Origin of the sequence: Thermanaerovibrio acidaminovorans DSM 6589 (assembly GCF_000024905.1) — a bacterium.
Lineage (GTDB): Bacteria > Synergistota > Synergistia > Synergistales > Synergistaceae > Thermanaerovibrio > Thermanaerovibrio acidaminovorans.
The window spans coordinates 504,918-529,025 of sequence record NC_013522.1 but is presented as its reverse complement, the minus strand read 5'-3'; the positions used below and the strand labels follow the sequence as shown (position 1 = coordinate 529,025).

The window sequence follows — 24,108 nt, the reverse complement described above, 5'->3', positions numbered from 1 at the left end:
ATACCCAAACGACCGCGGGGGGCCTATGGCCCCCCGCCGAACCTATCCAGGCCCTAGGGCCTGCCCTCAAAGCTACCCACCTCCACCAGCAGGAAGGCCTCGGGCCCCCTCAAGTGGCGCCTCAACGCCTCCAGGGCGGAGTCGGAGGTCACCGCCCCCACCGCCTCCTCCATCCGGCGATGCCACCCGAAGTCTCGCCCCAGGTAGAGATCCCTCTCCATCCGACGGACCAGCTTGCCGTCCTGGGACCGGTCCACCTTCACTCCCTCAAGGATGAACGCCTTGGCCCGGGATACCTCCTCGGCGGTGAAGCCCCCCTCAAGGGCCCGCCTGACCTCATCGTAGAAGGACTCCCTGACCCTCTCCACGTCCCCTGGCGCCGCTATGGCCCAGAACTCCAGCCGGGCGGACTCGTCCGGGTCGAAGGCGTTCAGCGAAAGCCGCACCCCGTAGCTGGTGCCGTCCTGGTGCCTTATCCGCCGGGCCAGCCGGGAGTCCAACCAACCGCCACCGAGCACGTTGACCGCCACCAGGAGGGCCGGATAGTCCGGCGAGTCCTGGGTAAGCCTCAGCGGCGCCCAGGCGGCCACGGTGGCGTTGGGCTTGCCCGGCACCTCCACCCTCCTGCGCCCCCCCTCCACGGCCACGAAGGGGTAGGGCACCCTCTCGTAAGTGGCCCGGGGAACCCAGCCGCCGAAGAGGGAGGACATCATGCCCATGAGGGCCCCCTCCTCCACCGGCCCCACAACCGCCAGCTCCCCGTCCACCAGGCCAAAGAACCGACGGTGGAAGTCCCTGAGGTCCCTAAGCCTCACGGAATCTATGGCCCTAAGCCGCTCCGCCATGGGGACCGGACGACGAACGTCCCCCACCGGATAGGGGTTGAAGGCCCGGTCCAGCTCCTCCTCCGCCAGAACCGACGGGTCGTCCAGCTGATCCTCTATCTCGGACCTCATCTCCAGCTTGAGCACCCTGAGCTCTCCCTCATCGAACCGGGGTTCCCTAAGGCACCGGGCCACCAGGGCCAGAACCCCCTCCAGGTTCTCCACCGGGACCTTCAGATCCACCGTAACTCCCGTGGCGGATCCGGAGAAGCTAACCGAGGCCCGGAGGCGATCGAACTCCCGCTGGACCTCCTCCCGGGAGAGATCCCCCGCACCCCTGCCAAGGTACCTGGACAGGACCTCCCCAATCACAGACCTACCCTCCAGGTCCGACAGGTTGCCGAAGTTCAACCCCAGCCGACCGTAGACCCACCCACCTCGGGTCCTCTTGTTGATCACCGCCCCCTTGAGGCCCGACACCCGGAAACGGCTGGTCCTGGCCTCCAATGCCTCCGGGGAGGGACCCACCGCCTCCCCCTGCTCCTGGAGACCCCCCAGGGCCGAGAGCTCCCCCGGCTCTACATCCCTGGGGCCGTCGGTGGATATGAGGACCCGCCTATCCGACGGTTCGAAGATCCCCCAGGTCCGGTTGTCCCTCACCAGGTACCTGGAGGCCACCCGCCTCACATCCTCCACGGACACCATCTCCAGCCGGCGCCGGTGGGCGAAGAACAGCCGCCAGTCCCCCCGGGATATCCACTCGGTCAGCTCCACCGCCAGGTCGTCCGGGTTGGCGTACTTGAGGTCCATCTTCTTCATGAGCCGCTGCTTGGCCTGCTCCACGTCCCGCTGATCTATCCTGGATGGATCCTCCAGGACGGATAGCATGACCTCCGCCGCCCGGTCCGGGTTCCCGTCCATGGGGAGCTGAGCCAGGACCAGCCCCATGGACGAGTCCCTGAAGAGGAACGAACCCGCCCAGACCGCCCCCGCAAGCCCCTTCATGACCAGCTCCCGGTAGAGCCCACCGGAGGGCTCCAGGCCCATAACCTCCATGAGGACCTGAAACGCCGCCGCCTCGGGAGACGACCCGGCGGGGCCGTGATACAGGGCCCCCACCGCCCTAAACTGACCGGGTTGACGGAGCCTAACGAACCGGTCCCCGTCCTTGCCAAGCTCCTGGCTCACCCTCCGGGGCACCGGATGCGACGGCCTTGGGATGGAACCGAACCTCGCCTCCACCTCCCCAAGGACCTCCCGGTCCTCGAACGGGGAGGCGATCACCAGGACCCCGTTGTCGGGCCTAACGAAGGACCGGTAGAAACCAAGCACCTCATCCAGAGAGACCGTCTCCAGGTCCCGGCGGTTCCCTATGGTGGAGTTGCCGTAGGTGTGCCAGTCGAAGGCCACGCTGCTGAGCCGGTTCAGCAACACCGACACCGGATCGTTCTCCCCCCGGACCAGCTCGTTTATCACCACCCCCCGCTCCCTCTCCAGCTCCTCGGCGGTTATCCTGGCGGAGGTCATCCGCTCCGACTCCAGGGAGAGGGCCCACCGGAGGTTCTCCATCGTGGCCGGCAGGGTCTGGAAGTAGCAGGTCCTGTCGGTCCAGGTGGTGCCGTTAGCCCTGCCCCCCCGGGCAGCTATCTCGCTGGGTATGTCCGGATGGGACGGGGTCCCCTTGAACAGCAGGTGCTCCAACAGGTGAGCCAGTCCCCTCTGCCCGTCCCTCTCGTCGGAGGAACCAACCCGATAGACCACGTTCACCGTCACGTTGGACGCCCCGGGGTCCCGGATCAGAAGGACCTTAAGACCGTTCCCCAGCTGGTACTCGGTCACCCCACCTATGGACGGCTCCGCCTTGACCCTGGCGGCGCCGAAGGCGGGAGCCCAGGACACCAGCAGGAACCCCATCACCAACAAAGGAATCGCGTGCTTCAAGCCAACACCCCCATGATCAGATATCACCCCTGGTACCCCAAGGAATCCATCAGCACCCGGTTGAAGTGACGGGCCCCGTCCAGCCTCACCACCCGACACATCCCGGATAGGTCCTCCACCTCCCTAAGCCCATCCTCCCCGGACGCCAGGGCCCTCGCGAGCCCCACCAACACCCCGTTGGGCTCCACCTCAACCCTCTCCTCCACCCCAAAGGGCATCAGACCCACCCTAACCAGGTCATCCACCCCCACCGAACTGCCCAAGAGGCCCGACACCACCCACCGGACCACCCGATGGGGGGAGAGACCCGCCTCCATTAGCAGCAGCTCCGCCGCGGCCCTCACCGCCCCCTTGGCCAGCTGGAACTGCCTTAAGTCCCTCTGGGTGACCCTCAAAGGGGGGTCCGGGCGGAGCTCGAAGAATTGGGGACCCTTGAGCTTGCCGGACCCGTCCATGAGCCCCTCCCGGAGCAGAAACGACACCAGGGAGATGAGCCCGGAGCCGCAGATCCCCATTGGCTCCCCTCCCCCCTGGACCTCCAGTTCCATATCCCCAATGGACCCGCGGACCGCCGTGACGGCCCCCTCCCCGGCGGGGACCCCGCAGGATATGCCGTACCCCTCAAAGGCGGGCCCCGCGGCGGTGGAGGCCCCCAGGACCCGATCCCCCAGGTCAAGGACCACCTCCCCGTTGGTCCCCAGGTCCATCAGCAGGCAAGGGACCCTATCCAGATCCCTGGTACCGTAGAGGAGGGCCAGCGCGTCGGAGCCCACGAACCCCCCCATGCCCGCCAGGATCACCAACGGACAGTCCAGCCCCAGCCCCAGAGCCCGGGCACAGAGGCGCCTCACCCCGAAGTCGGAGGGAATGAAGGGGCTCTCCGCCAGCCCCGAGGGCGGAAGCCCCGCCAGCAGATCCCCCACCACCGGGTTGCAGCCGCAGTAGACCGCCACCACCTGCCGGGGCTCCACCCCCGACACACCAAGTAGCTTCTCCAACCCAACCTGGAAGGACCTTACCAGCAGGGACCGGAGCTCCTCCAGCCCCCCCTCCAGGGCCAGGGCCAGGCGGCTCACCAGATCGGAGGCCACTCGGCGCTGCAGGTTCTCCACCCTAACCCGGCCCATAACCACCCCGGATACGAGGTCCACCGCCGCCAGGTCCAGGTTGCTGCTCCCCAGGTCCGCGGCGATCCCCACCGGAACCACCCCCTGGGGGGCCACCAGGACCACCCGGCCCCCCAGGACCCATCCCATCGCGTGGGACCGTCTCATCCCCAGGAGCTCCAATGCCCCTCGAAGGGCTGGGAGGGACACCTCACGGACATGAAGACCCCCCTTGGAGGCCAGACCCCCGATGGCCCCCCTGATGTCCCTGAAGTCCCCCAGGGAACCCCTATCCAGTTCCACCTGGAAGGGCAGGGCCCGGGGCTCCACCCTAAGCTCCAATGGCACCACCCGGGCACCCCCGGGCTCGTCCAGGCGGACCTCCACGTCCCCCAGGGGCCTGGTGAGGCACGCGAACCTGCGCCCCGAGGGCAGGCGGTCCTCCCTTGGGTCCCTCGGAGGCAGGTGACCGCTCACGGACACCTGGCAACCCCCACACGTGCCCCTGCCGCCGCAGGTCCCGAGCGACAGCCCACAAGAGGCCAACACGTCCCGCAGGGACGCCCCCGGATCGAAGGGTATCACCCGGTCTCCCCCTGGCAGGCGAACCTTACAAAAGGGCACTTTACTTTCACCCCCCCCATGGGACAAACTCTCCCGAAGACCATAGGATAAGGCAAGGTGAGATCCTTGAACACCCTCTTCAGCCAGAGCTTCTCCATCCAGGACCCAGCGGCGCTGGCCCGGAGGCTCCACGTGCCCCCGTCCCGGCCACAGGTCAAGATGCTGTCCCGCCTGCGCTTCCTGGTCCGGTGGATCCTGGGCCCAGTGAGGCTGGAGCTGCCTGGGCTTGAGGGGACCTTGGGACTGGGGCTGTTGGCCACCGCCCAGTCCCAGGGAACGGAGGTAGGCGGTGGGCTGGTGATGGATCTCCTCATGGGAGGGGCGGTCATGGAGGCCCTGGCCGTACCCCTGAGGTCCCTCCAGCTGGCGGCGGATCTGCGCCTTGGGGAGAACCGGATCCTGATCCCCGGGGAGGACCTGCCCATATCCGCCCAGGTGGACCTATGGAGATCCCTAGGGGGCCCCTCCATAGGTGTAGGCTGCTCCCCGGAGGGGCAGCTGACGCCCCTTCAGTCCCTCTCTGCCCTGGCGGTAAGGGGATGCGGAACCGGGGCCCACCGGTGCGGGAGCTGCCCACTGGCCCGCTGTCCCTACAGATCCTCCAGAACCTCCAGGGGCAGGGAGGCGGTCATCAGCTCCCCCGCCTCCCCGTCGGAGTAGTAGCCCTCCTGGACCCCCATGGACCGGAAGCCCATGGAGAGGTAGAGGGCCCGGGCGGGATGGTTCCAGGACCTCACGTGAAGGCAGAGTCGGGCGCACCCCTGGGACAGGGCCAGCACCTCCAGGGCGCATATGAGCTGGGAGGCCAGGCCAAGGCGCCGGAACTCCGGATGAACCCCTAGCCTGAGGATCCATGCCTCCTCCCCCCGCATCTCCCAGGCCAGGAAGCCCCTCAGCTCACCCTTCAGGAAGGCCCCCAACACCATACCCCCCGCGTCGGACGCCACGTGATGGAGAAAGGGTCCCCTGCCCCAGGCAGGGGACCCACAGAGGGAGTCGATCCTCTCCAGCTCGGGCACGTGACCCGCCTGGCAGGGCCTTATGTCCGCTATGATCAACCCGCCTAGAGCCCCCTTATTATGGTGGCCTCCCTGGCGGGCCCAACGCCCAAGAGCGCCACCGGAACCCCGCAGTACTCCTCGATGAAGGCCACGTAGTCCCTGGCCGCCTTGGGGAGGTCGTCGAAGGACCGGCAGGCGGATATGTCCTCACCGAAGCCCTTGAGCGTCCTGTAGACCGGGGTGACCCGGCTCAGGGACCGGTGATCCAGGGGGAAGTGGGATATGCGCTGGCCGTCCAGCTGGTACTCCACCGCCACCTTTATCTCCTCCAGCCCGGACAGCACGTCCATCTTGGTCAGGGCTATGCAGTCCAGGCCGTTCACCATCACGGAGAACTTAAGGGCCACCAGGTCAAGCCAACCGCATCGCCTGGGTCTGCCGGTGGTGGCCCCGTACTCGTTGCCCACGCTCCGTAGCCGGTCCCCTATCGGGTCGGACAGCTCGGTGGGGAAGGGCCCCTCCCCCACCCGGGTGCAGTAGGCCTTGGCAACCCCTATGACCCGGTCTATCCGGTTGGGCCCCACGCCGGTGCCGGTGCAGGCCCCCCCGGAGGTGGGGCTGGAGCTGGTGACGTAAGGATAGGTGCCGAAGTCCACGTCCAGCAGGGTCCCCTGGGCCCCCTCGAAAAGGACCCCCTTCCCCTGGTCCAGGGCGTTGTTCACCTCCAGGTACGCGTCCCCAACGAAGGGGGAGAGGCTCCTACCCCACTGGAGCCCCTTCTCCAGCAGCTCGTCCAGAGCCAACGGCTTCTCCCCGTATATCCGGGTGAGCACCATGTTCTTGCTCTCCAGGTTCAGGGTAAGCTTCTCCCTCAGGACCTCCTCGTCCATCAGGTCCCCTATCCGTATGCCCACCCGGGCGAACTTGTCCACGTAGCAGGGCCCTATCCCCCGGCTGGTGGTGCCTATCCTCTGGGAGGCGCTGCGCTCCCTCTCGGACAGCACGTCCAGCATCTTGTGGTAGGGCATCACCACGTGGGCGTTGCGGCTCACCACAAGCCGGGCCCTGTCCCGCCCCTTCTCCCGGAGCTCCGACAGCTCCGCCAGCAGCTGGTCCGGATCCACCACCACGCCGCCGCCTATGACGCACACCTTGCCGGGATACAGCATCCCCGACGGCAGAAGATGGAAAACGAACTTCTCGTCCCCGGTGATCACCGTGTGCCCCGCGTTGGCACCACCCTGGTAGCGCACCACCAGGTCCACCCGGTCCGCTATGGCATCCACCACCCGGCCCTTGCCCTCATCTCCCCATTGGGCACCTATTATTACCTCAGCTCCCCGCTTCATCTCGCTTCTCCTCCTCCTGAATCCCCCATCGCCTCCGGAAGAGCAACCAGACGGACCGGTAGCTCCGCCCTGCCCGCCGCCAGGCGGGAGAGCGCTTCCAGAGTACCGGGCCTCGGATGGCCTATGGCCACAGCCCCCCCGCTCTTCAACGCCCCCTTGACGGCCGCCGCAAGGGCCCTATCCTCCCGCCCGGGGACGCTATCGATGAAGTAACCGTTCCTAAGGGACCTTATGCCCCGCCGCAGAGCCTCCTTCCGCGCCACCGACCTTGGGGAGGTGGCGCTGTCCAGGAAGAACCATCCGGGCCTCAGCTCCGCCAGGACCTTCACGAAGTCCCCCATGGTCTTGGAGTCCGACGTGGCGGCGGACCCCCGGTGGTTGTTGACCCCCACCGCTCCGGGTAGGGAGTCGAAGGCCCTGCGGACCCTGGCCCTCATGTCCTTAGCATCCATGCCCACATGGATCACCGACTCCCCACCGTCCGGGTCCGACAGGGCCTGCATGGGAAGGTGGACCAAATAGGGTATCCCATGGGCCCGGGCGATCTCCGCCACCTGGGAGGCCCGGGGCGCCCCGGGTATTATAGCCCAGGTCATGGGGATCCGGAGCGCCGCAAGGCGCCTGGCGGCGGAAAGGTCGTACCCCATATCATCCACCACGATGGCCAGCCACGGGCGCCCCCTTCCACCCGGGAGAGCGGGCCTCTCCACTGGGGGCCTCTTCAAGCCCGCCTTGGGGTGCCCTTGAGGTTCATCCCCCTTGGGCGTGCCCTCAACCCGCCCCTCCCCCGAGGGTGGCGCCTCCGGGGGGGTACCGGGAGCCTCAGCGGGAGGTTCCTCCCCCGTCAGGTCCGCCGACACCATCTTCTCGAGGGGGCCGGGCATGGGGGACCTGGAGGCGATCCCCATGGACCAGAGTCCCACCCCCAGGGCCACCAGAACCAGGGCCCACAGGCCCCACCGGGAGAGCCTCAAGGGCCTACCGACCCTTCTTGAGGACCTCCAGGGCCCGCTTCAGCTGGACGTCCTTCTTGGGATTCTCGTTTGGCTCCCCCCGGACCTTCACGTCCGGCTCGAGGCCCACCTTGTCTATCATCTTGCCCGACGGGGTGTAGTACCGGGCTATGGTTACGTACATCCCCGCCCCGTCCGGCAGGTTGAACAGGGTCTGGACCGAGCCCTTCCCGAAGCTCTTGGTCCCCACCAGCTTGGCCCGCTTGTGGTCCCGCAGGGCCCCCGCCACTATCTCCGAGGCGCTGGCGCTGCCCTCGTTTATGAGCACCACCAGGGGACCAGGGTACTTGACGCCGCCGGAGGCGTACATGGCCTCGTTTGCCCTCTCCACCCGGCCCCGGGTGCTGACCACCAGGTCACCGTCGTTCAAGAAGCAGGACGCCACGTCCACCGCCGCGTTGAGGAGCCCCCCGGGGTCGTTTCTAAGGTCCAGCACCATACCCTTGGCCCCCTTGGACCTGGCCCAGGATACCGCCTCCCGCATCTCCTGCCCGGAGGTCTGGGTGAAGTGGGCGAGCCTGACGTAGGCGTACCCCTCCTCCAGGAGGCTGTAGCGGACGGACTTAACCTTTATTATCTCCCTCACCAGGTTGAACTTGAGGATCTCGTCCTTGCCCTTCCGCCTCACCCAGACGGTGACCTTGGTGCCCGCCTGGCCCCGGAGCATGTTAACCACCTCGTCCTGGGCCATCCCCACCACGACCTTGTCGTTCACCTTCACGATCTCGTCCATGGGTTTGAGCCCTGCCCGGTGGGCCGGGGTCCCCTCCATGGGGCTTATCACCAGCACCTTGCCGTCCCGCTGCCCCACGTACATACCCACCCCACCGTACTGGCCCTCCATCTCGATGGACTCCTCTTTGAGCTGGGAGGGGTCCACGAACCGGGTGTAGGGGTCCCCCGCGGCGGAGACCATGCCCTTCATGGCCCCGTAGAACAGCTTCTGCTCCCCCGGGAGCTTGTCCGCGTCCACGTGGTAAAGCTCCATTATGGCCCTGGCCTGGCGAAGTATGGCCATGTTCCTCACCGAGAACGGGGGCTTCAGGGAGTCCGGCTGGGACCCGTCGTTGGCCACCGCCGCCATCATCCCCGTCACCGCCAGGGCGCCTATCGCCACCCCAAGGAACACGTCCCTGAATCTCTTCATGAAGCTCAGCAAACGCCGCATCCCCTTCCCAAAGACCTAAGACGGACCCGCTACTTGAGGTAGCCCATTGGGTTGACCGCCTTGCCGTTTACCCGAACCTCGAAGTGCAGGTGCGGCCCGGTGGCTATGCCGGTGCTACCCACCCGGCCTATCTGCTCGCCCCGGCTGACCTTCTCACCCTCGTTCACCTCTATCTTGGAGAGGTGGGCGTAGACGGTGGTGAGATCCCTCCCGTGGTCCAGGATTATCACCTGCCCGTACCCCCGAAGCCACCCGGCGTAGAGGACCTCGCCGCTCTCCGCCGCCCTCACCGGGTCCCCGGTGGATCCCGATATGTCCAGCCCGGTGTGCATGATCCTGGTCCTGAACACCGGGTGAACCCGGACGCCGAAGCTGCTCCGGATCTGTCCCACCAGGGGCCACGCCAGCCGCCCACCCTTGTAGTAGACCACCTCCTGAGGCGCAGTGCCCTGGGCCTTCGCCGCCTTGGCACGGGCCTCCGCCAGGCGCCGGCGCTTCTCCGCCATGAGCCTGGTTATGGTGGAGTTTATCTCCTGCTCCATCCGCTCGTACTCCCGAAGCTCCGCCAGGTGCAGGCTCTTCTCGCTCCTAACCCGTTTGAGGAGGTCGTTCCGCCGGTCGGTGGCCACCCTAAGCTTCAATTTGTTCTCCTGGAGCTCCTGGTTCTGCCTCTCCAGCAGGGCCCGCTGCTCCTTTAGCTCCCGGTGGGCCATGTCCAACCGGGCCTTCCTGTCCGAAAGCTCCGTTATGAGCCGCCGGTCCTGGTCGGCTATCTTGCCCAGCAGGTAGGAGGTGGACAGGGCGTCCATGGCCCCCGGGGCGGAGAGCAGCAGGTTGAACTCCGCCACGCCGCCGTACTTGTATATGGCCACCAGCCGGGCCCTCAAGAGGTCCTTCACGTAGTCTATCCGGGAGGAGGTGTGCTTTATCTCCTCCGTCAGCTGCCTCATCCGCTCCTTCACCTTTTCCCGGCGAAGGTTGATAACCGATATCCGCTGCTCCGTCACCGCCATCTGCTGCGCCAGGGACTCTATCTCGGAGATTACGTTCCTCTCCTTGCCCTCCATCTCCTGGACCTTCTTACGGTGATAGGAGATCTGCCCCTGGACCTGATTCAGCCGCTTCTCCTCCTGTTTGAGCCGCCTGTCCAGGTCGGAGGTGCTGCACCACCCGGGGATGCCAAGCGCCAAGAGGCAGAGGACCGACAAGGTCAGCCGGAGATGAAAGCGTCCCAACCGGCTCAACTCAGACACCCTCCGCTATAGGGGCTTCAGGGCCCGGCGGATGAACCGCTCCACCGCCATGAAGCTGGAGATGAAGCTCACCACCGCCCCGCCGGCCACCAGAACGCCGGTTAGCCGGAGAAGCAACATGGGATCGTTAAGAAACTCCAGGAAGGGGAGGAAGTCCTTGAGCCTCTCTATGGCGGCCTTGTAGGACATGGCCAGCATGCCAGACGACAGGAGGGCCCCCAGGGAACCCAGGAGGACCCCCTGGATTATGAAGGGCATGGCCACGAAGGTGGGGGTGGCACCCACCATGAGCATGATGGCTATTTCCTCCTCCTTGGAGTAGACCGCTATCCTTATGGTGTTGAATAGCACCACCCCGCTGGCGGCGATGGCCACCAACAGGACCCCCAGGGAGAACCGGCCAGCAAACCGGGAGAGCTTGGACAGCTTCTCCGCCAGCTTCCCCGCGTAGACCACGTCCTGGACCTCCTCCACGGTCAGAAGCTCCCTAGCCACCACCGGCACCGACGCCGCCTTGTCCACCCACACCTCCACGCTGGGAGGCAACGGGTTCTCCCCGAGCAGCGTCACCGCCTGAACCTGGCTCCCAAGCCGGGCCTTCAGCCTGTCCAGCGCCTTGGCGGGGGTTATGACCTCCACCGCCCTCACGTGGGGCATGGACCTGATCCGCTTGGCCACCGCCTCCAGGTCCGCCCGGGGGGTCATGTAGGCCTGGATGGAGAGCTCCCCCTCCAGGTTCCTTACCACATGCCGGGTGTTCAGAACGAACAGGATGCTGGCCCCCATCAGGTAGAAGACCGCGGCGGAGGTGAAAAGGGTCAGGAAGCTTAGCCCCCAGTGGCGGAAGACCAACCTGAGCCCGTCCCTTACAGAATACCTAAAGCTCCCCATCGATCTCGTACCTTCCCCTCTTCTCGTCTCGGACTATCCGACCCATCTTCAACTCCACCACCCGCTGACGGTAGGAATCCACCAGGTACTGGTTATGGGTGGCCATGAGGATGGTGGTCCCCATGGCGTTTATGGACAGCAACAACTGCATTATCTCCTCCGCGGTGTGAAGGTCCAGGTTGCCGGTGGGCTCGTCCGCCAACAGGATCGACGGAGAGTTCACTATGGCCCTGGCTATGGCAACCCGCTGCTGCTCACCGCCGGACAGCTGGGGAGGGTACAGGAACCTGCGGCGCCACAGGTTCACCCGCTCCAGCACCTCATCGGCCCTCTCCTTCACCTCCCGGGGGGGCATCCCAAGCACCTCCAGGACGAAGGCCACGTTCTCGAACACGTTTAGGTGGGGCAAAAGACAGAAATCCTGATAGACCACCCCCACCTCCCGGCGGAAGAGGGAGAGATCCACCCGGCCTATCTTCCTTAAGCTGTAGGACCCCACCATCACCTGCCCCCTGGTTGGCAAAACCTCCCGGGTTATGGTCCTCATCAGGGTGGTCTTGCCGGACCCGGTGGGCCCCACCAAGTACACGAACTCCCCCTTGGGGATGTCCAAATATATGTCCTCAAGAGCGGTTATATCCGGGTGGAATATCTTAGTAACCCCAGATAGCCGTATGTCCATCGGCTTCTACCTCCTGCGCATGCTGAAAACCTGGACGGCGGAGCTCACTATCCGTCCAGCAGTGAGGCCGTAGAACTCCCGGAGTTCCTCCGGGGAGCCGCTCTGGCCGAACCTGTCGTCGGCGCACACCATGCCCACCGGCACCGGGTACCGGGAGGACAGGCACTGGCAAACCGCGCTGCCGAGCCCACCGTGCAGGCTGTGCTCCTCCGCCACCACGCAACACCCAGTCCGGCGGACCGACGAGAGAACAACCTGCTCCGCCAGGGGCCGGACGCTGTAACAGTCTATTACCTCCGCCTCTATCCCCTGGCTTGACAGCACCCGGGCGGCCTTCAACGCCTCGTGGACCATGATACCACACGCACATATGGTGACCCCATCTCCCCGGGTGAGGAACCTGGCGCCCCCAAGGGGGAAATCGCCGTCATCGTCCTGGTAAACCCCTGGCACGTTCCCGGCGGTGAGCCTCACGTAGGCGGGACCCTCGGATCGGGCCAGCCGCTCGATAAGGCATCGGGCGGACACCCCGTCGGAGGGGACCAGCACCGGCATGCCCGGCATGGCGGTCATGAGCCCCAGGTCCTCCACCAGCTGATGATGGGCCCCGCTGGGCCCACGGTCCAGCCACCCGAAGGGGCTAACCAGCACCACCGAAAGGGCCGGTATGGCTATGGCGGACCGTATCAGATCGTAGGACCGCCCCACCAGGAAGGGGCTCGACCAGGAGGCGAACACCTTCTTGCCCCCCAGGGCCAACCCAGCGGCGGTGAGCACCACCTCCTGCTCCGACGTGCCAGCCACGAAGAACCGGTGGGGGAACCTGTCCCTGAACTCCCCCCCCAAGGTCCCCTCCCGAGAGTCCACCACCACCAGGTGGGGCACATCCAGTGCGGAGCGGCAGAGGGCCTCCTCGTATCCGTGCCACATGGGACTAGGTCCTGTCATCCAAAGGCCCCCTCCCTTCGTACTCTATCTGGCCGATCACCGAGTCCACGTCACCCCTGGAGAGGGCATCCCCACCCCTGGGCAACGGGACGCCTCCTCCCTCGAGGGTGCGCAGGATCACCGCCTTGGGAGCGTTGGCCCCCATCACCTGCGCAAAGGCCGTCTCCATGGAGGGGAAATCGTGCCCGTCCCCCTGGGAGACCGCCCAGCCGAAGGTGGCCAGCTTGCGCCCCATGGACTCCGGGTCATCCGCGGGACCCCAGGGCTCCCCCCCGTGGTCCGTCACGTTTATCACCGCCACCAGCCGGTCAAGCCGGTGGAAGGAGGCGGAGAAGGCCGCCTCCCAGGAGAGGCCATCCCTCAGCTCCCCATCCCCCATGAGGCAGAAGACCCGGCTGGGCAGCCCGTCCATCCTGAGCGCTATGGAGAGCCCCACCGCCATCCCAAGCCCCATGCCGGAAGGGCCCGACGGGGCGTCCACCCCAGGCACCCGGCGACAATCGGGGCTACCCTGCAGAAGGGCCCCCAGCCTTCCGAAGCTCCAGAGCTCCTCCCGGGAGAAGAAGCCCCGCCGGGCCAGCACCGAGTAGAGGGCGGGGGAGCCCCTCCACTTGCTCAACACCAGCCGGTCCCGCTCGGCCATCCTGGCGTCGGCAGGGTCCACCCGCATCAACTCCCAGTAGAGGAAGACCAAAAGGTCCACCAGGGCCAGCGATACCCCAAGGCACCCCACCTTGGACAAGCCTATCATCCGGACCACGTCCTTCCGGACCTCCTTGGCCAAGGTGCCCAACTCTCGGGACCGCACTGGGTCCATCATGACCCACCCCCTATGCCCAGCTTGGACACCGCAAGACCCATGGCCTCCCTCAGAGCCCCCTGGGCCTCATCGAGCGCCGACACGTCCACCGGGTCCCCGAACTCCATGGGACGGTCCCCGGAGGACATGGGCACCAAGAACTGCCCCGCGAAGGCCTCCACCTTGGGATCGTAAGGGATGGCCACGCAGGGGATCCGGGACGCCACCGACAGCACCACCCCGTGGAGCCGCATGGAGACCGTCCCCCGAAGGGATCCCGCCACCGCTTCGAAGTCCCGAAGGGACCGCATGAGCCTCACGTCCCCCATCCTGACCCCGAAGGTCTCCAGGTCCCTCAGGGCCAACAGGTCCTCCTCCGCCAGGGCCAAACCCACCACCGGCAGGCCTTCCTTGAGCACCAGATCCCGGATGCAGTAGGCCACCTTCTTGAGACTCACCGACCGGGTGGGCCGGACGTTGACCCCTATGAAGGCCCCGGTCCTCTCCCCCACGTTTGGCCTCAAGGCCAACACCGGGTCCGGAGCCATCATCACCGCCCCTATGCCCATGGACTGGGCCAGCTTGACCGACGGGGCGTCCCTCAAGACCCTAACCTTGCAGGCCCCCAGTGACCTGGTGGCCAGCCGGCGACCCAAGGAGCTACTTAAGGGACCAAGGGACTGGCCGAAGGCCCAGGGAACCGCCCCGGCCCGGCGGGCCATGAAGGTGACTCCCCAGTAGTAGAGGGGGCTCTTGAGGCTGGTCACGTCCTGGAATAGCCCCCCTCCCCCCAGGAGCAGGGTCCTGGAGGAGGATAGGAACCTGAAGACACTCCTGGGGCTCCATCGGTCCTCGGAGCGAACCCCCAGCTCCCCTGCGGTCTGGTCCGGGGAGGCGGACAGGACCCCTATGCGGTCCCTATCCACCCCGCTGAGGCATAGGAGCTCCACCAGGGCCTTGGCCAGAAGCTCGTCCCCCAGGTTGCCGAACCCGTAGTAGCCGCAGAGGACCACGTCCAGCTCCCTCATGGGCGATCAACCCCCTTGAGCAATGGAAGCGACAGGGAGAGGGCCAGGCACCCGGCAAATCCAAGCAGAGACCCCACCCAAAGGCCGTTCAGCCCCCTCAAAAGGGTCAAGAACAGGGGGGTGTGGAGGTGACAGAAGGAGTTGAGGGCGGACGCGAAGGCCAGGGAGGAGCCGATCCTAAGCACCTCACCGAAACGCCCCCCAAGGCCCCGGCGGGAGAGCCAACCGTAGAGGAAGAGACACGGGTAGCCGATGAGCTCCTTGGTCCTGGGGCGAACCAGCAGCGCCCTCTCGAGCCACTCCCTCAGGGTCAGCTCCCACTGGGGCACCAGGGCGGTGTTGTCGCTCCTTATGGCCATGAACGCCAGGGCCAGGAGCAGCCCGGAGGCCACCAGCAGCTCCCCCCACATGGGGGGCCTCGACAGCATCTCCCGCCCCTCCGGGTAGACCCTCTTCAGCAGGTCGTTCAGGAGAACCGCCGCAGGGGGAACCACCAGGGTGAGCTTAACCCCCGAGAAGACCCCGACCCTCAACATGTAGAAGCTGAAGCCGTACATGGCCCCTATGGCGAGTCCCGCCACGGCGGTCACCGCGAAGCCCCTCATCGCTCCCCGGAGGGGGTTCTCCTCCTCCAGGGCGGTCAAGGCCCCCTCGGAGGCCCCAAGGGCCCCCAGGAGGGCGCCCAACAGCCTCATGGGCAGCCCACCGAAGGGTATCGCCAGTAGCCCTAGGGTCCCCAGGGCAGCCAGGATCCCCATGGACCCCAGGCGCCCAAGGAGGCGGGGGAAGTGGGGGGCGAACCGGGCCCGGAGCCGAAGCCAAACCCCGAGAAGGGCCAACGCGGCCCCCAGGGCCCCCAGCCAGGACCTGGGCACGTCCCCCTTGGGGGAGGGGAACCTGAGGTGGTAGCGCCGGGCCTCCAGGGAGGAGCTCAGGTGCCGCAGATCCTCCCTGAAGCTTCCCAGCCGGTCCGCCGGGTATAGGTCGTAGGGCCTGACCAAAAGGAGCCTGACGGAACGCTCGTGCACCGCCCGGACCATCCGCTCCACCAGCTGCTCCCGGGTGATGTTCTTGGAGAACACCTCGTCCTTCACCACGCTGTGGATGGGGATCACCCGGGGAAAGCTCTCCTTCACCAGGTTCGACATGCCCACCTGCTTTACGAACTCCGTCTGGGCCAGGAAGAGGCCGTTGCCCCTTATCAGCGCCCCCAGGGGCTCCAGGTCCGGGTAGCCCGCCACGGAAAGCCCCGCGGGCAGGATGCCCCTTATGGGGTAGGCCTCCATGAGCCCCTCCACCGCCATGGCCACGGAGGACCCACCCACCCCGACGCAGGGGGAGGGCCTGAATATGATCGGAAGGCCGTTGGCCCGGGCGAACTCCAACCCCTCCACGTCGGGCACCAGGCCGCCGTCGGAGGCCTCTGACATGCCCAGGGGCAGCACCACCGCCAGGTTAGCGCCGGAGGAGATCCGGCTGGAGGCGGGGAACTTGGCCTCCAGGTAACGGGCGATCAGCTGGACGCCCCGGTCCTCCGCGGGACCGAAAAGCACCGCCCTGTCCTGGGGAAGCCCCTGGGGGAACTTGAACGGCAGGTCCCTTACAGGGGAGAGCCTAACCGGGGAGAGGCCCGCCAGAAGGTCCTTGCCGGTGAGCTCGCTAACCAGGATGCCCCCAAGGCCAAGCCCTTTGAGCTCCCTCAGGAGCGCACCGGGGGACAGCGTCCCCTCCCTGGCTAGGGAGGTGAGGTCCCTGTAGTCGCACACCAGCCCCACGTTCCTGTCCCCCATCTCGGACCTCACCCGGGGTATCAGGGCAAGCGCCGATATGACCAGGGCGGCCAGCATCAGAGCCGCCGAGAGTTTGGAGAGCGAGGGCCTACTCATGGGCCTTCACCCCCAGCTGAAGGTAGAGGGGGAAACCCAGATTGTGGAGCATGCGGCTGAGACACACCATGGGGAGCCCCACCACGTTGAAGTAGCAGCCCTCGATGGACTCCACCAGCAGGGAGCCCTTCCCCTGGATAGCGTAGGCCCCCGCCTTGTCGTCCCCCTCGCCGGTGTCCACGTACGCCCAGGCCTCCTCCTCCGTCAGGGGCCTGAACCGGACCAGGGTCCTCTCCACCCGGGACTCCTCCCCGTGGGGGGACACCACCGATACGCCAGTGAGGACCCGATGCTCCCTGCCCTGGAGGGCGGTTATCATCTCGAAGGCCTCGGACCGGTCCCGGGGTTTGCCCAGGATCCTACCATCCACCTCCACCGCCGTGTCGGCCCCGATCACCCAACTCAAGGGCTCCCTAACGAACACATCCCTGGCCTTGGCCAGGGACAGCCTGAGCACCATATCCTCCACGGTCTCCCCGTCCAGAGGGGTCTCATCCACCGACGACGGAATCACCCTGAAGTCCTCGGTCACTCCCCGGAGCAGATCCCTCCTCCGGGGGCTGCCCGAGGCGAGGACCAACGTCACTTTGCGATCCAAACCCCTATCACTCCTCCGATGAAAGTCCCAAGGTTGAAGTCCATCCTGAAGCTGAAGCCCACGCTGAAGGCCATGAGATCCACCCTTCCGGTGTCCACCCCAAAGTAGAGGAGGTCCCGGAACAGGGGGGCGCTGAGGGAGAAGATCTGCAGCAACTTGCCCAGGAAGGTGCCCATCATGAGACACAGCAGCACCAGCATCCACCCGGGCACCCGGGGGGACAGCGCCCCGACCTTGGCCATGGTCAGTACACCCCCAGGAGGGAGAAGCCCACCACACCCAGGCCCACCACCGCACAGTAGGCCCCGAATACCCACCAGGCCCTGAAGAGGGACACCCTCTTGAGCACCACCAAGGAGGCGAGACCCAACAGGGAAGCGGTGGCGAAGCCGAAGACCCAGCCCTGCGGCAGGTATGCCATGAAAGCCCCCTCGAGATCCAGCCACTCCAGCAGGGTTGCCCCAACTATGGCGGGCACAGACAGGAGGAATGAGAACCGAAAAGCCTCCACCGGGGCCAGCCCCATTATGAGCCCCGCCACGATGGTCATGCCGGACCTGGAAACTCCGGGCATAACCGCCAACCCCTGGGCTAAACCCACCATCATGCCCACCAGAAGCCCCACCCGACGATCCCTCTGGGGAACGTAACGGGATAGGATCAGCACCGCCCCGGTGATCACGAGTCCGCAGCCGACCCAGAGGGAGTTCTGGGAGGCCATCTCCACCACCGGCTTGAGGGGGATCCCAAGCGCGGCGGTTACCGCCGTACCCGCCAGGATGGACCAACCGTACCGCCAACCGTCGGACCGTCGGGCCTCCGGGGAGCGGAAGCCACGGATGAACTGCTGGAGGAGGGTGGCCATGTCCCGCCCGAAGTAGGCGAAGACCGCCAGCAGGGTGGCCACGTGAAGGGCCAGGTCCAGGCTCATCTGGGGACCCTTCATCCCCATGAAGATCTGCATAAGTGCCAGGTGTCCGGAGCTACTGACCGGCAGGAACTCCGCCAGCCCCTGAACCGCACCCAGGATAATAAGGCTCAAGGTCGAGCTCAAAATACCTACCCCCTAACCTTCGCCAGGTCCATTACCACGCAGGCCAGGTTGTGGGCGTGATCACCAACTCTCTCCAGGTTGCTCAGTATGTCTATGAAGACCACCCCCGCACCGGGGCTGCACTTGCCATGGTTAAGCCGGTCTATGTGCCGGGCCCTGAGGCGCTTCTCCATCTCATCTACCCGATCCTCCAGGGCCATCACCTGATTGGCCAGGTCCAGATCCTCCCGATCCAGCGCCTCGATGCTCATGGCCACCGCCTGGTGGACCAAGGAGAACATCTCCTCGAACTCCCGTATGCCCTGGTCGGAGAACTTGAGGTTGTGATCCCTCATGTATTCGTACATCTCAACCAGGTTGGTGGCATGGTCCCCCATCCTCTCTATGTCACCCACCCCGTTTATGCAGGAGTTGAGGATGAAGGATAGGTCCTCCGAGAGCCCCTTCTGGCCTATCAGGGTGCCATAGGCCACTATCTCATGGGTTAGCTCGTTGACTATCTTCTCGGTGTTCAGAACCTCCCGGGCCTCCAAATCACTGCCATTGACTATGGCCGCCCGGCAACCCTCCAGCATGGACTTGGCGAACCGGGCCATTCGCACCATCTCCTTCTTGAGGGCGTCCAGGGCAGCGGCTGGGGATGCGGTAATCAGGTTCCGGTCCAGGAAGGCGGCCCCGTAGACCTTGACCATGCCATCGTCGGGGACCACTCGTCTCACCAGGTTGACGAAGGGCCTGGTGAAGGGCAGGAAGAGCAGGGTGTTGCCCACGTTGAATAAGGTGTGGGCGTTGGCCACCTGGCGGGATATGTCCGATGAAGTATGGGATATGAACTCCGAGTACCAGGGAAGAAAGGGCAACAGTATCAGGGTGCCCATCACGTTAAACATAACGTGGCATGTCGCCGCCTGTTTGGCAGACCGGTTGGCCCCGAGGGAGGCCAAAACGGCGGTTATGGTGGTACCTATGTTGTCACCCATGATGAACGCTATGGCCACGTTGAGGGGCATGAAGCCCTGGGCCGCCATGGCCATGGTGAGACCCACCGTGGCGGAGCTGGACTGGATCACCATGGTGACCGCAGTGCCGGCTAGGACCGCCCAGAGGGGGTGATACCTGAAGGGCATGAAAAGGTCCTGCCTTTCCTTCAGGAACGACATGGCGTCCCCCATCATGTGCATCCCGATGAATAGGACACCGAAACCCGCCAATCCAGCCCCTATCTCCCGCTGGCGCTTGTTCTTGGCCAATAGGAATACGAAGGCCCCAATCGCAACGCTGATGTAGGCCAGGTCGGTTATCTTGAAGGCCATTATCTGGGCGGTGACAGTGGTTCCTATGTTGGCCCCCATGATGACCCCAAAGGCCTGGTAGAGGGTCATGAGCCCCGCGTGGACGAAGCTTACGGTCATCACCGTGGTGGCGGAGCTGCTCTGGATTATGGTGGTCACCGCGGTGCCCACCAGCACCCCCTTCACGGGGGTGCCGGTGAGCTTGGCGATGAGGCGCCTCAGCCTGTCACCCGCCAGGTTCTGAAGCGAGTCCCCCATGACCTTTATCCCGTAGATCAACATCCCTATGCCGCCCACCAGCTGAAGGAGCACCTTCAGTGACATCTTCAAAAACCCCTCCAAGGTTTAGTTTAGAAGCTTTTACCCCCGCAGGCACCTGAATCCGGCTGGGGGAAGCGGATCCTGGATCTCAGGGTAATCCTCACCCCTGCCGGACCAGCAGGGGCACTATGGCCGGATAGCCCTTGGTGTAGCGGCTCAGCACCTCCCTGGCACTCTTGCGGATGGCGGTCCTCATGGCATCGTCCCCCATGGGGGCCTCCAGGGCCTTCACCACCGCCCTCTCCAACTCGCCGTAGAGGTCCTTGGCGTCCTGCCGGTGCAGGAAGCCCCGGCTGTCCATGTCCACGCCACGGACGGAACCGTCGGGCCCCAGGGCCACCGCTATGGTAAGGATCCCGTCCTGGGCCAGCTCCCGGCGCTCCTTGAGGAGGCTCCCCTGGAACTCACCCACCGCCAGCCCATCCACCATTATGGTGCCCGCCTGGACCCGGCCCTCCACACTGCCCTTTCCGCCCTGGGACAGGGAGAGCACATCCCCGTTGGACATTACGAAGACCCCCTTGGCGGGGACCCCCAGATCCCTGGCCAGTTGGGCATGCCTAACCTGATGCCGGTACTCTCCGTGGACCGGCACGAAGCACCGGGGATTTACCAGACTTATCATCATTTTGAGCTCCTCCCTGGAGGCGTGGCCGGACACGTGGATGGCCTGATCCCTCTCGTAGACCACCTCGCATCCGCAGGAGAAGAGCATGTTTATGGTGCGGCTCACCAGCTTCTCGTTGCCCGGTATGGGGGTTGCAGATATGACCACCAGATCTCGATTTCCGAGCTTGATCTGTCGGTGCTCTCCCTTGCTCATGAGGACCAATCCGGAGAAGGGCTCCCCCTGGCTTCCGGTGGTTAGAACCACCACCCGGTTGGGTTGCATCCCGTCCGCCTCCTGGGCAGGGATGAACAGGTCGTCCGGAGCGGAGACGTACCCCAGCTTCCTGGCCAGGTCCACGTAGGCTATCATGCTGCGCCCCACAAGGGCCACCTTCCGGTTGTACCTCATGGCTATGTTGAAGACCTGCTGGGCCCGGTGGAGGTTGCTGGCGAAGGTGGCTATAACGATCCTCTTGTCCTTGTGAAGCCGGAAGAGCTGCTCGAAGGTGCGCCCCACGGTCCTCTCCGACTGGGTGAAGCCCTCCCTCTCCACGTTGGTGGAGTCCGAGAGCATCAGCAAAACCCCCTCCCGTCCCAGCTCGGCGAAGGCCCCGTAGTCGGTGGTCCTGCCGTCTATGGGCTGGGCGTCCAGCTTGAAGTCCCCGGTGTGCAGCACCACCCCCGCGGGGGTCCTGATCCCGTAGGCAAGCGCATCGGGAATCGAGTGACAGACCGCTATGGCCCTCACCGAGAAGCTCCCCAGGTCCACCGTGTCCCCCGCCCCTATCTCGTGGAAGACCGGCTTGTAGCGGGGGCAGACCTCCGCCAGCTTGTTCTTTATGAGCCCTATGGTGAGCCGGGTGGCATAAACCGGCACGTCCAGCTTGGGCAGCACGTAGGGAAGACCCCCTATGTGGTCCTCGTGACCGTGGGTGATGAATATGCCCCTTATCTTGCCCCGGTTCTGCTCCAGGAACGACACGTCCGGGATCAGGAGATCTATCCCCAGCATGTCCTCCTCGGGGAACTTGAGGCCGCAGTCTATGACGATCATCTCGTCCCCGTACTGGAGGGCCGATATGTTCTTGCCTATCTCCCCCATCCCACCCAGGGGTATCCACTTCAGTTCCTTGCCTCGATTGGATGGCTTACCCTTCCCCCGCCGCCTGTTGGGCTTGCTGGGGGAGGATCCGCCGGATTCCTTGCCCATCCTTTCAACTCCCTTCCCAGTGGACAATCCTACCACAGTTCGGGCTAAAAATAAGCGCAAGGGGGAAACTTGCCACGAGAAAAATTCCACATCACGTCGGCCCCCCTTTGCAAAACCGAGATCCTGTGGTAAGATCCTCTATGTTCGATTGGGGAATGGTGCAACGGCAGCACGCCTGACTCTGGATCAGGTAATCCTGGTTCGAATCCAGGTTCCCCAGCCATGACATAGCGGAGGCGGCCAGAGGTCGCCTCTTTTTTTGTACCCACTGGAAGATAGGCTGGGGGCCGGACCACCAGGTCCGGCCCCCATTGGCTAGTACAGCATCATGGCGCCGATCAAACCGGCGATGATGAGGGGTATGTTGAAGTGGATGAAGGTGGGGACGCAGGTGTCCCATATGTGGTTGTGCTGCCCATCCGCGTTCAGCCCCGAGGTGGGACCCAAGGTGGAGTCCGAGGCGGGGGATCCCGCGTCCCCCAGGGCTGCGGCGGCGGCCATGACACAGGCCAGGGCCCCGGGAGTCAGCCCCAGCTTGATCCCCAATGGACAGTAGATGGCGGCCACCACCGGGATGGTGCCGAAGGAGGTCCCTATCCCCATGGTGACCAGGAGGCCCACCAGGAGCATCAGGAGAACCCCGTAGAACTTGCTCCCCCCCACCAGGGTAACCAAGCTGTTGACCAGGGCGTCCACCGCTTTGGTCTCCCTTATGACCGAGCCGTAGCCCGCCGCCACCAGCATGATCATGGCGATCATCCCCATGATGCCGATCCCGCCCGCCATGACGTCGTCCAGCTTGCGCCACCGGATGACCCCACCGGCGGCCATGAGGCCCAGGGCCACTATGGCCCCAAGGGGCAGGGAGCTGGTCTTAAGCTGGATCACGAAGGCCACCAGCACCGCCGCCAAGGTTATGTAGTGCTCCTTGGTCAGCGATTGGGCCTCGTGGACTCCCTCCATGCCGATCACCGGCTTGTCATCGTAAACCCGGTCCCGGGCATAGGTGACGAATATGGCCAACAGGAGGCCTATCACCATTCCCACCCCAAGGATCCAGGTGTAGTTCCACATGTCCCCCTTGGCCACGTTGACCCCGTTGGCCGCCATCTGGTCCGACAGGATCCCGTGGAATATGAGGCCGAACCCCGCGGGGAGAACTATGTAGGGGGCCTTGAGGCCGAAGGTGAGCGCGCAGGCCACCCCGCGGCGATCCATCTTGAGCCGGTTGAAGAGGGCCAGCATGGGGGGGATCAGTATGGGTATGAAGGCTATGTGCACCGGGATCAGGTTCTGGGAGAGACAGCTCACCGACGCTATGAGGATCAGGAGGAACGCCTTCCTGTTCCCCACCACCTTGGACAGCTTGGCGCTCAGCAGCGACGCCACCCCGGTCTGGCTTATGGCCACCGCCAGGGCGCCCAGCAGGACGTAGCTCAGCGCGGTCTCCGAGTTGCCTCCCATCCCGCCTATGAGAACCCCCATGGTGTCCCCCAGCGACATGCCGGCGGACACGCCGGCCACCAGGGCGGATATCAGAAGCGCAAGGATGATGTTCAGGTTCAGAAGACACAGGACGATCATGACTAGCACCGACAGAACCACCGGGTTGGTCAGCATCACGCACCTCGACCTCCTCGCTCCTTTTTTTCGGCCCCCGGTCTAATAAACCATCACCTCCCAAAGCAGGCCCCTATCACCTCCGGGCCCCTCGGGGACCTTATTGTACATATTAAAGCGCAACCACCCGATAGTCCACAAGGTGTTTCAAGAAAAATTCGCATGTTCGCCATCAAGGGAAAAGACTTGATGGGATACCCGCCGGGGGCTAGCGCCTCTCCAAGTGAAACCGCTCCGGCGTCAGGTACACATATCTGATGGGGTGCCCCTCCGGATCCAGGCAGTTTATCACCAGCTTGACGTTGTCCCAACCGGCGTTGAGCACGTAGGTGCCCACCGGCAGGGTCACGGTCCTGAAGCTGTCGCTTCGCCGCTGGTAAACCAGCACGTTCCTCCCCTCGGTGGAGAGGAGCCCCCCGGCGTAACGGTCCCATCCGGCCCCCTCGGCGGAGGGAGAGGGGGCCCACCACAGGACCGAAGCCAAAACCAGCCAGCGCGCAAAGGATCTCAAACTCAAGCCTAACACCCCCGAAAGCGGTTCTATGAGCCCTTATTTTATCGAACCGGCGGGGAGGAAACTGAAAGGGCGGGGAGGAACCCCGCCCTTTCGGTTTGAATCAGCCGCCCCCTATCACCGGGAAGATGCTCACCTGATCCCCCTCCTGAAGGGGGGTGTCCTCCCCCTTCAGGTGAGCCACGTGGTGTCCGTTCACCAGCACTATCACGTTGGGGGACATGGCGCCACCCTCCAGCACCGCCCGTCTGAAGGCGGGGCCGTACCGATCTGAGAGCAGGCTAAGCAGCTCCCGGACGGTGCCGGCGCTGGCCTGATCTTCCTTTCGGCCCGCCAGATCCCTGATGGTGGCGAAGAAGAGGACCTTCAACCGCACA

22 protein-coding genes and 1 tRNA gene are annotated in these 24,108 nt (G+C 65.1%); 2 read left to right on the top strand and 21 right to left on the bottom strand.

The window, feature by feature from the left end; all coding sequences use genetic code 11:
- Positions 1 to 53 precede the first annotated feature (53 nt).
- On the bottom strand, positions 54 to 2,765 hold the full coding sequence (locus TACI_RS02485; protein WP_012869248.1) for a M16 family metallopeptidase: 2,712 nt from the start codon (positions 2,763 to 2,765) through the stop codon (positions 54 to 56).
- Between the two features lie 23 nt (positions 2,766 to 2,788).
- Positions 2,789 to 4,495: an ASKHA domain-containing protein gene (locus TACI_RS02480; RefSeq protein WP_164925112.1), complete on the bottom strand. Its 1,707-nt coding sequence runs from the start codon at positions 4,493 to 4,495 to the stop codon at positions 2,789 to 2,791.
- A 57-nt stretch (positions 4,496 to 4,552) separates the two neighbouring features.
- Here TACI_RS02480 and TACI_RS02475 point away from each other — a divergent pair, with 57 nt between their 5' ends.
- Positions 4,553 to 5,155 carry a hypothetical protein gene (locus TACI_RS02475; protein WP_164925111.1) on the top strand — a complete coding sequence of 201 codons (603 nt, stop codon included), beginning with the start codon at positions 4,553 to 4,555 and terminating at the stop codon, positions 5,153 to 5,155.
- On the opposite strand, the gene TACI_RS02470 is transcribed toward TACI_RS02475, so the two are convergent.
- From TACI_RS02470 to TACI_RS02395, 16 genes are all read right to left on the bottom strand, one after another.
- On the bottom strand, positions 5,086 to 5,553 hold the full coding sequence (locus TACI_RS02470) for a GNAT family N-acetyltransferase (protein ID WP_012869245.1): 468 nt from the start codon (positions 5,551 to 5,553) through the stop codon (positions 5,086 to 5,088). The two genes, TACI_RS02475 and TACI_RS02470, sit on opposite strands and share 70 nt — an antisense overlap.
- Positions 5,554 to 5,558: 5 nt before the next feature.
- A complete protein-coding gene (locus TACI_RS02465) occupies positions 5,559 to 6,845 on the bottom strand; it encodes an adenylosuccinate synthase (protein ID WP_012869244.1) in 1,287 nt (428 codons plus the stop codon).
- A complete protein-coding gene (locus TACI_RS02460) occupies positions 6,842 to 7,819 on the bottom strand; it encodes a divergent polysaccharide deacetylase family protein (RefSeq protein ID WP_012869243.1) in 978 nt (325 codons plus the stop codon). Before TACI_RS02460 ends, TACI_RS02465 begins: the two co-directional genes overlap by 4 nt.
- Before the next feature lie 4 nt (positions 7,820 to 7,823).
- Positions 7,824 to 9,005: a S41 family peptidase gene (locus TACI_RS02455; RefSeq protein ID WP_242601140.1), complete on the bottom strand. Its 1,182-nt coding sequence runs from the start codon at positions 9,003 to 9,005 to the stop codon at positions 7,824 to 7,826.
- A 50-nt stretch (positions 9,006 to 9,055) separates the two neighbouring features.
- Positions 9,056 to 10,279 (bottom strand): murein hydrolase activator EnvC family protein, encoded by a 1,224-nt coding sequence (locus tag TACI_RS02450; protein ID WP_423218557.1) that lies wholly within the window; start codon positions 10,277 to 10,279, stop codon positions 9,056 to 9,058.
- Positions 10,280 to 10,285: 6 nt separating this feature from the next.
- On the bottom strand, positions 10,286 to 11,170 hold the full coding sequence (locus TACI_RS02445; protein WP_012869240.1) for a cell division protein FtsX: 885 nt from the start codon (positions 11,168 to 11,170) through the stop codon (positions 10,286 to 10,288).
- Positions 11,157 to 11,852, bottom strand: a complete 696-nt coding sequence (locus tag TACI_RS02440) for a cell division ATP-binding protein FtsE (RefSeq protein ID WP_012869239.1) — start codon at positions 11,850 to 11,852, stop codon at positions 11,157 to 11,159. The genes TACI_RS02445 and TACI_RS02440 overlap by 14 nt, the downstream gene beginning before the upstream one ends.
- 6 nt (positions 11,853 to 11,858) lie before the next feature.
- Positions 11,859 to 12,800: a transketolase family protein gene (locus TACI_RS02435; RefSeq protein WP_012869238.1), complete on the bottom strand. Its 942-nt coding sequence runs from the start codon at positions 12,798 to 12,800 to the stop codon at positions 11,859 to 11,861.
- Complete coding sequence (locus TACI_RS02430) at positions 12,787 to 13,620, bottom strand: thiamine pyrophosphate-dependent enzyme (protein ID WP_012869237.1); 834 nt, start codon at positions 13,618 to 13,620, stop codon at positions 12,787 to 12,789. The genes TACI_RS02435 and TACI_RS02430 overlap by 14 nt, the downstream gene beginning before the upstream one ends.
- Positions 13,617 to 14,627 (bottom strand): polysaccharide pyruvyl transferase CsaB, encoded by a 1,011-nt coding sequence (csaB, locus tag TACI_RS02425; RefSeq protein ID WP_012869236.1) that lies wholly within the window; start codon positions 14,625 to 14,627, stop codon positions 13,617 to 13,619. Before csaB ends, TACI_RS02430 begins: the two co-directional genes overlap by 4 nt.
- On the bottom strand, positions 14,624 to 16,513 hold the full coding sequence (locus TACI_RS02420; protein WP_012869235.1) for a DUF5693 family protein: 1,890 nt from the start codon (positions 16,511 to 16,513) through the stop codon (positions 14,624 to 14,626). Before TACI_RS02420 ends, csaB begins: the two co-directional genes overlap by 4 nt.
- Positions 16,506 to 17,111, bottom strand: coding sequence for a Maf family protein (locus TACI_RS02415; protein ID WP_012869234.1), 606 nt, complete (start codon positions 17,109 to 17,111; stop codon positions 16,506 to 16,508). Before TACI_RS02415 ends, TACI_RS02420 begins: the two co-directional genes overlap by 8 nt.
- A complete protein-coding gene (locus TACI_RS02410) occupies positions 17,096 to 17,353 on the bottom strand; it encodes a hypothetical protein (RefSeq protein ID WP_012869233.1) in 258 nt (85 codons plus the stop codon). Before TACI_RS02410 ends, TACI_RS02415 begins: the two co-directional genes overlap by 16 nt.
- Positions 17,354 to 17,355: 2 nt before the next feature.
- A complete protein-coding gene (locus TACI_RS02405; protein ID WP_012869232.1) occupies positions 17,356 to 18,165 on the bottom strand; it encodes an undecaprenyl-diphosphate phosphatase in 810 nt (269 codons plus the stop codon).
- Between the two features lie 5 nt (positions 18,166 to 18,170).
- Positions 18,171 to 19,781, bottom strand: coding sequence for a Na/Pi cotransporter family protein (locus TACI_RS02400; RefSeq protein WP_164925110.1), 1,611 nt, complete (start codon positions 19,779 to 19,781; stop codon positions 18,171 to 18,173).
- A gap of 97 nt (positions 19,782 to 19,878) precedes the next feature.
- Complete coding sequence (locus TACI_RS02395; protein ID WP_012869230.1) at positions 19,879 to 21,597, bottom strand: ribonuclease J; 1,719 nt, start codon at positions 21,595 to 21,597, stop codon at positions 19,879 to 19,881.
- 149 nt (positions 21,598 to 21,746) lie between these two features.
- Between TACI_RS02395 and TACI_RS02390 the strand changes: the two genes are divergently transcribed.
- Positions 21,747 to 21,820, top strand: a tRNA-Gln gene (locus tag TACI_RS02390).
- Positions 21,821 to 21,912: 92 nt separating this feature from the next.
- Here TACI_RS02390 and TACI_RS02385 read toward each other — a convergent pair.
- The 3 genes from TACI_RS02385 to TACI_RS02375 all read right to left on the bottom strand — a co-directional run bounded on the left by TACI_RS02385 (position 21,913) and on the right by TACI_RS02375 (position 24,107).
- On the bottom strand, positions 21,913 to 23,217 hold the full coding sequence (locus TACI_RS02385) for a Na+/H+ antiporter family protein (RefSeq protein WP_012869229.1): 1,305 nt from the start codon (positions 23,215 to 23,217) through the stop codon (positions 21,913 to 21,915).
- Between the two features lie 208 nt (positions 23,218 to 23,425).
- Positions 23,426 to 23,743, bottom strand: coding sequence for a hypothetical protein (locus TACI_RS02380; RefSeq protein ID WP_423218556.1), 318 nt, complete (start codon positions 23,741 to 23,743; stop codon positions 23,426 to 23,428).
- Positions 23,744 to 23,834: 91 nt separating this feature from the next.
- Positions 23,835 to 24,107, bottom strand: a complete 273-nt coding sequence (locus TACI_RS02375; protein WP_242601139.1) for a MoaD family protein — start codon at positions 24,105 to 24,107, stop codon at positions 23,835 to 23,837.
- Position 24,108: the final 1 nt, after the last annotated feature.

Bases quoted from the DNA above. Each gene is read 5' to 3' on its own strand.
- TACI_RS02445 (WP_012869240.1), bottom strand. From the start codon at position 11,170: ATGGGGAGCTTTAGGTATTCTGTAAGGGACGGGCTCAGGTTGGTCTTC.
- TACI_RS02420 (WP_012869235.1), bottom strand. From the start codon at position 16,513: ATGAGTAGGCCCTCGCTCTCCAAACTCTCGGCGGCTCTGATGCTGGCC.
- TACI_RS02455 (WP_242601140.1), bottom strand. From the start codon at position 9,005: ATGAAGAGATTCAGGGACGTGTTCCTTGGGGTGGCGATAGGCGCCCTG.
- TACI_RS02395 (WP_012869230.1), bottom strand. From the start codon at position 21,597: ATGGGCAAGGAATCCGGCGGATCCTCCCCCAGCAAGCCCAACAGGCGG.
- TACI_RS02430 (WP_012869237.1), bottom strand. From the start codon at position 13,620: ATGATGGACCCAGTGCGGTCCCGAGAGTTGGGCACCTTGGCCAAGGAG.
- TACI_RS02435 (WP_012869238.1), bottom strand. From the start codon at position 12,800: ATGACAGGACCTAGTCCCATGTGGCACGGATACGAGGAGGCCCTCTGC.
- TACI_RS02440 (WP_012869239.1), bottom strand. From the start codon at position 11,852: ATGGACATACGGCTATCTGGGGTTACTAAGATATTCCACCCGGATATA.
- TACI_RS02410 (WP_012869233.1), bottom strand. From the start codon at position 17,353: ATGGCCAAGGTCGGGGCGCTGTCCCCCCGGGTGCCCGGGTGGATGCTG.
- TACI_RS02385 (WP_012869229.1), bottom strand. From the start codon at position 23,217: ATGCTGACCAACCCGGTGGTTCTGTCGGTGCTAGTCATGATCGTCCTG.
- TACI_RS02465 (WP_012869244.1), bottom strand. From the start codon at position 6,845: ATGAAGCGGGGAGCTGAGGTAATAATAGGTGCCCAATGGGGAGATGAG.
- TACI_RS02400 (WP_164925110.1), bottom strand. From the start codon at position 19,781: ATGTCACTGAAGGTGCTCCTTCAGCTGGTGGGCGGCATAGGGATGTTG.
- csaB (WP_012869236.1), bottom strand. From the start codon at position 14,627: ATGAGGGAGCTGGACGTGGTCCTCTGCGGCTACTACGGGTTCGGCAAC.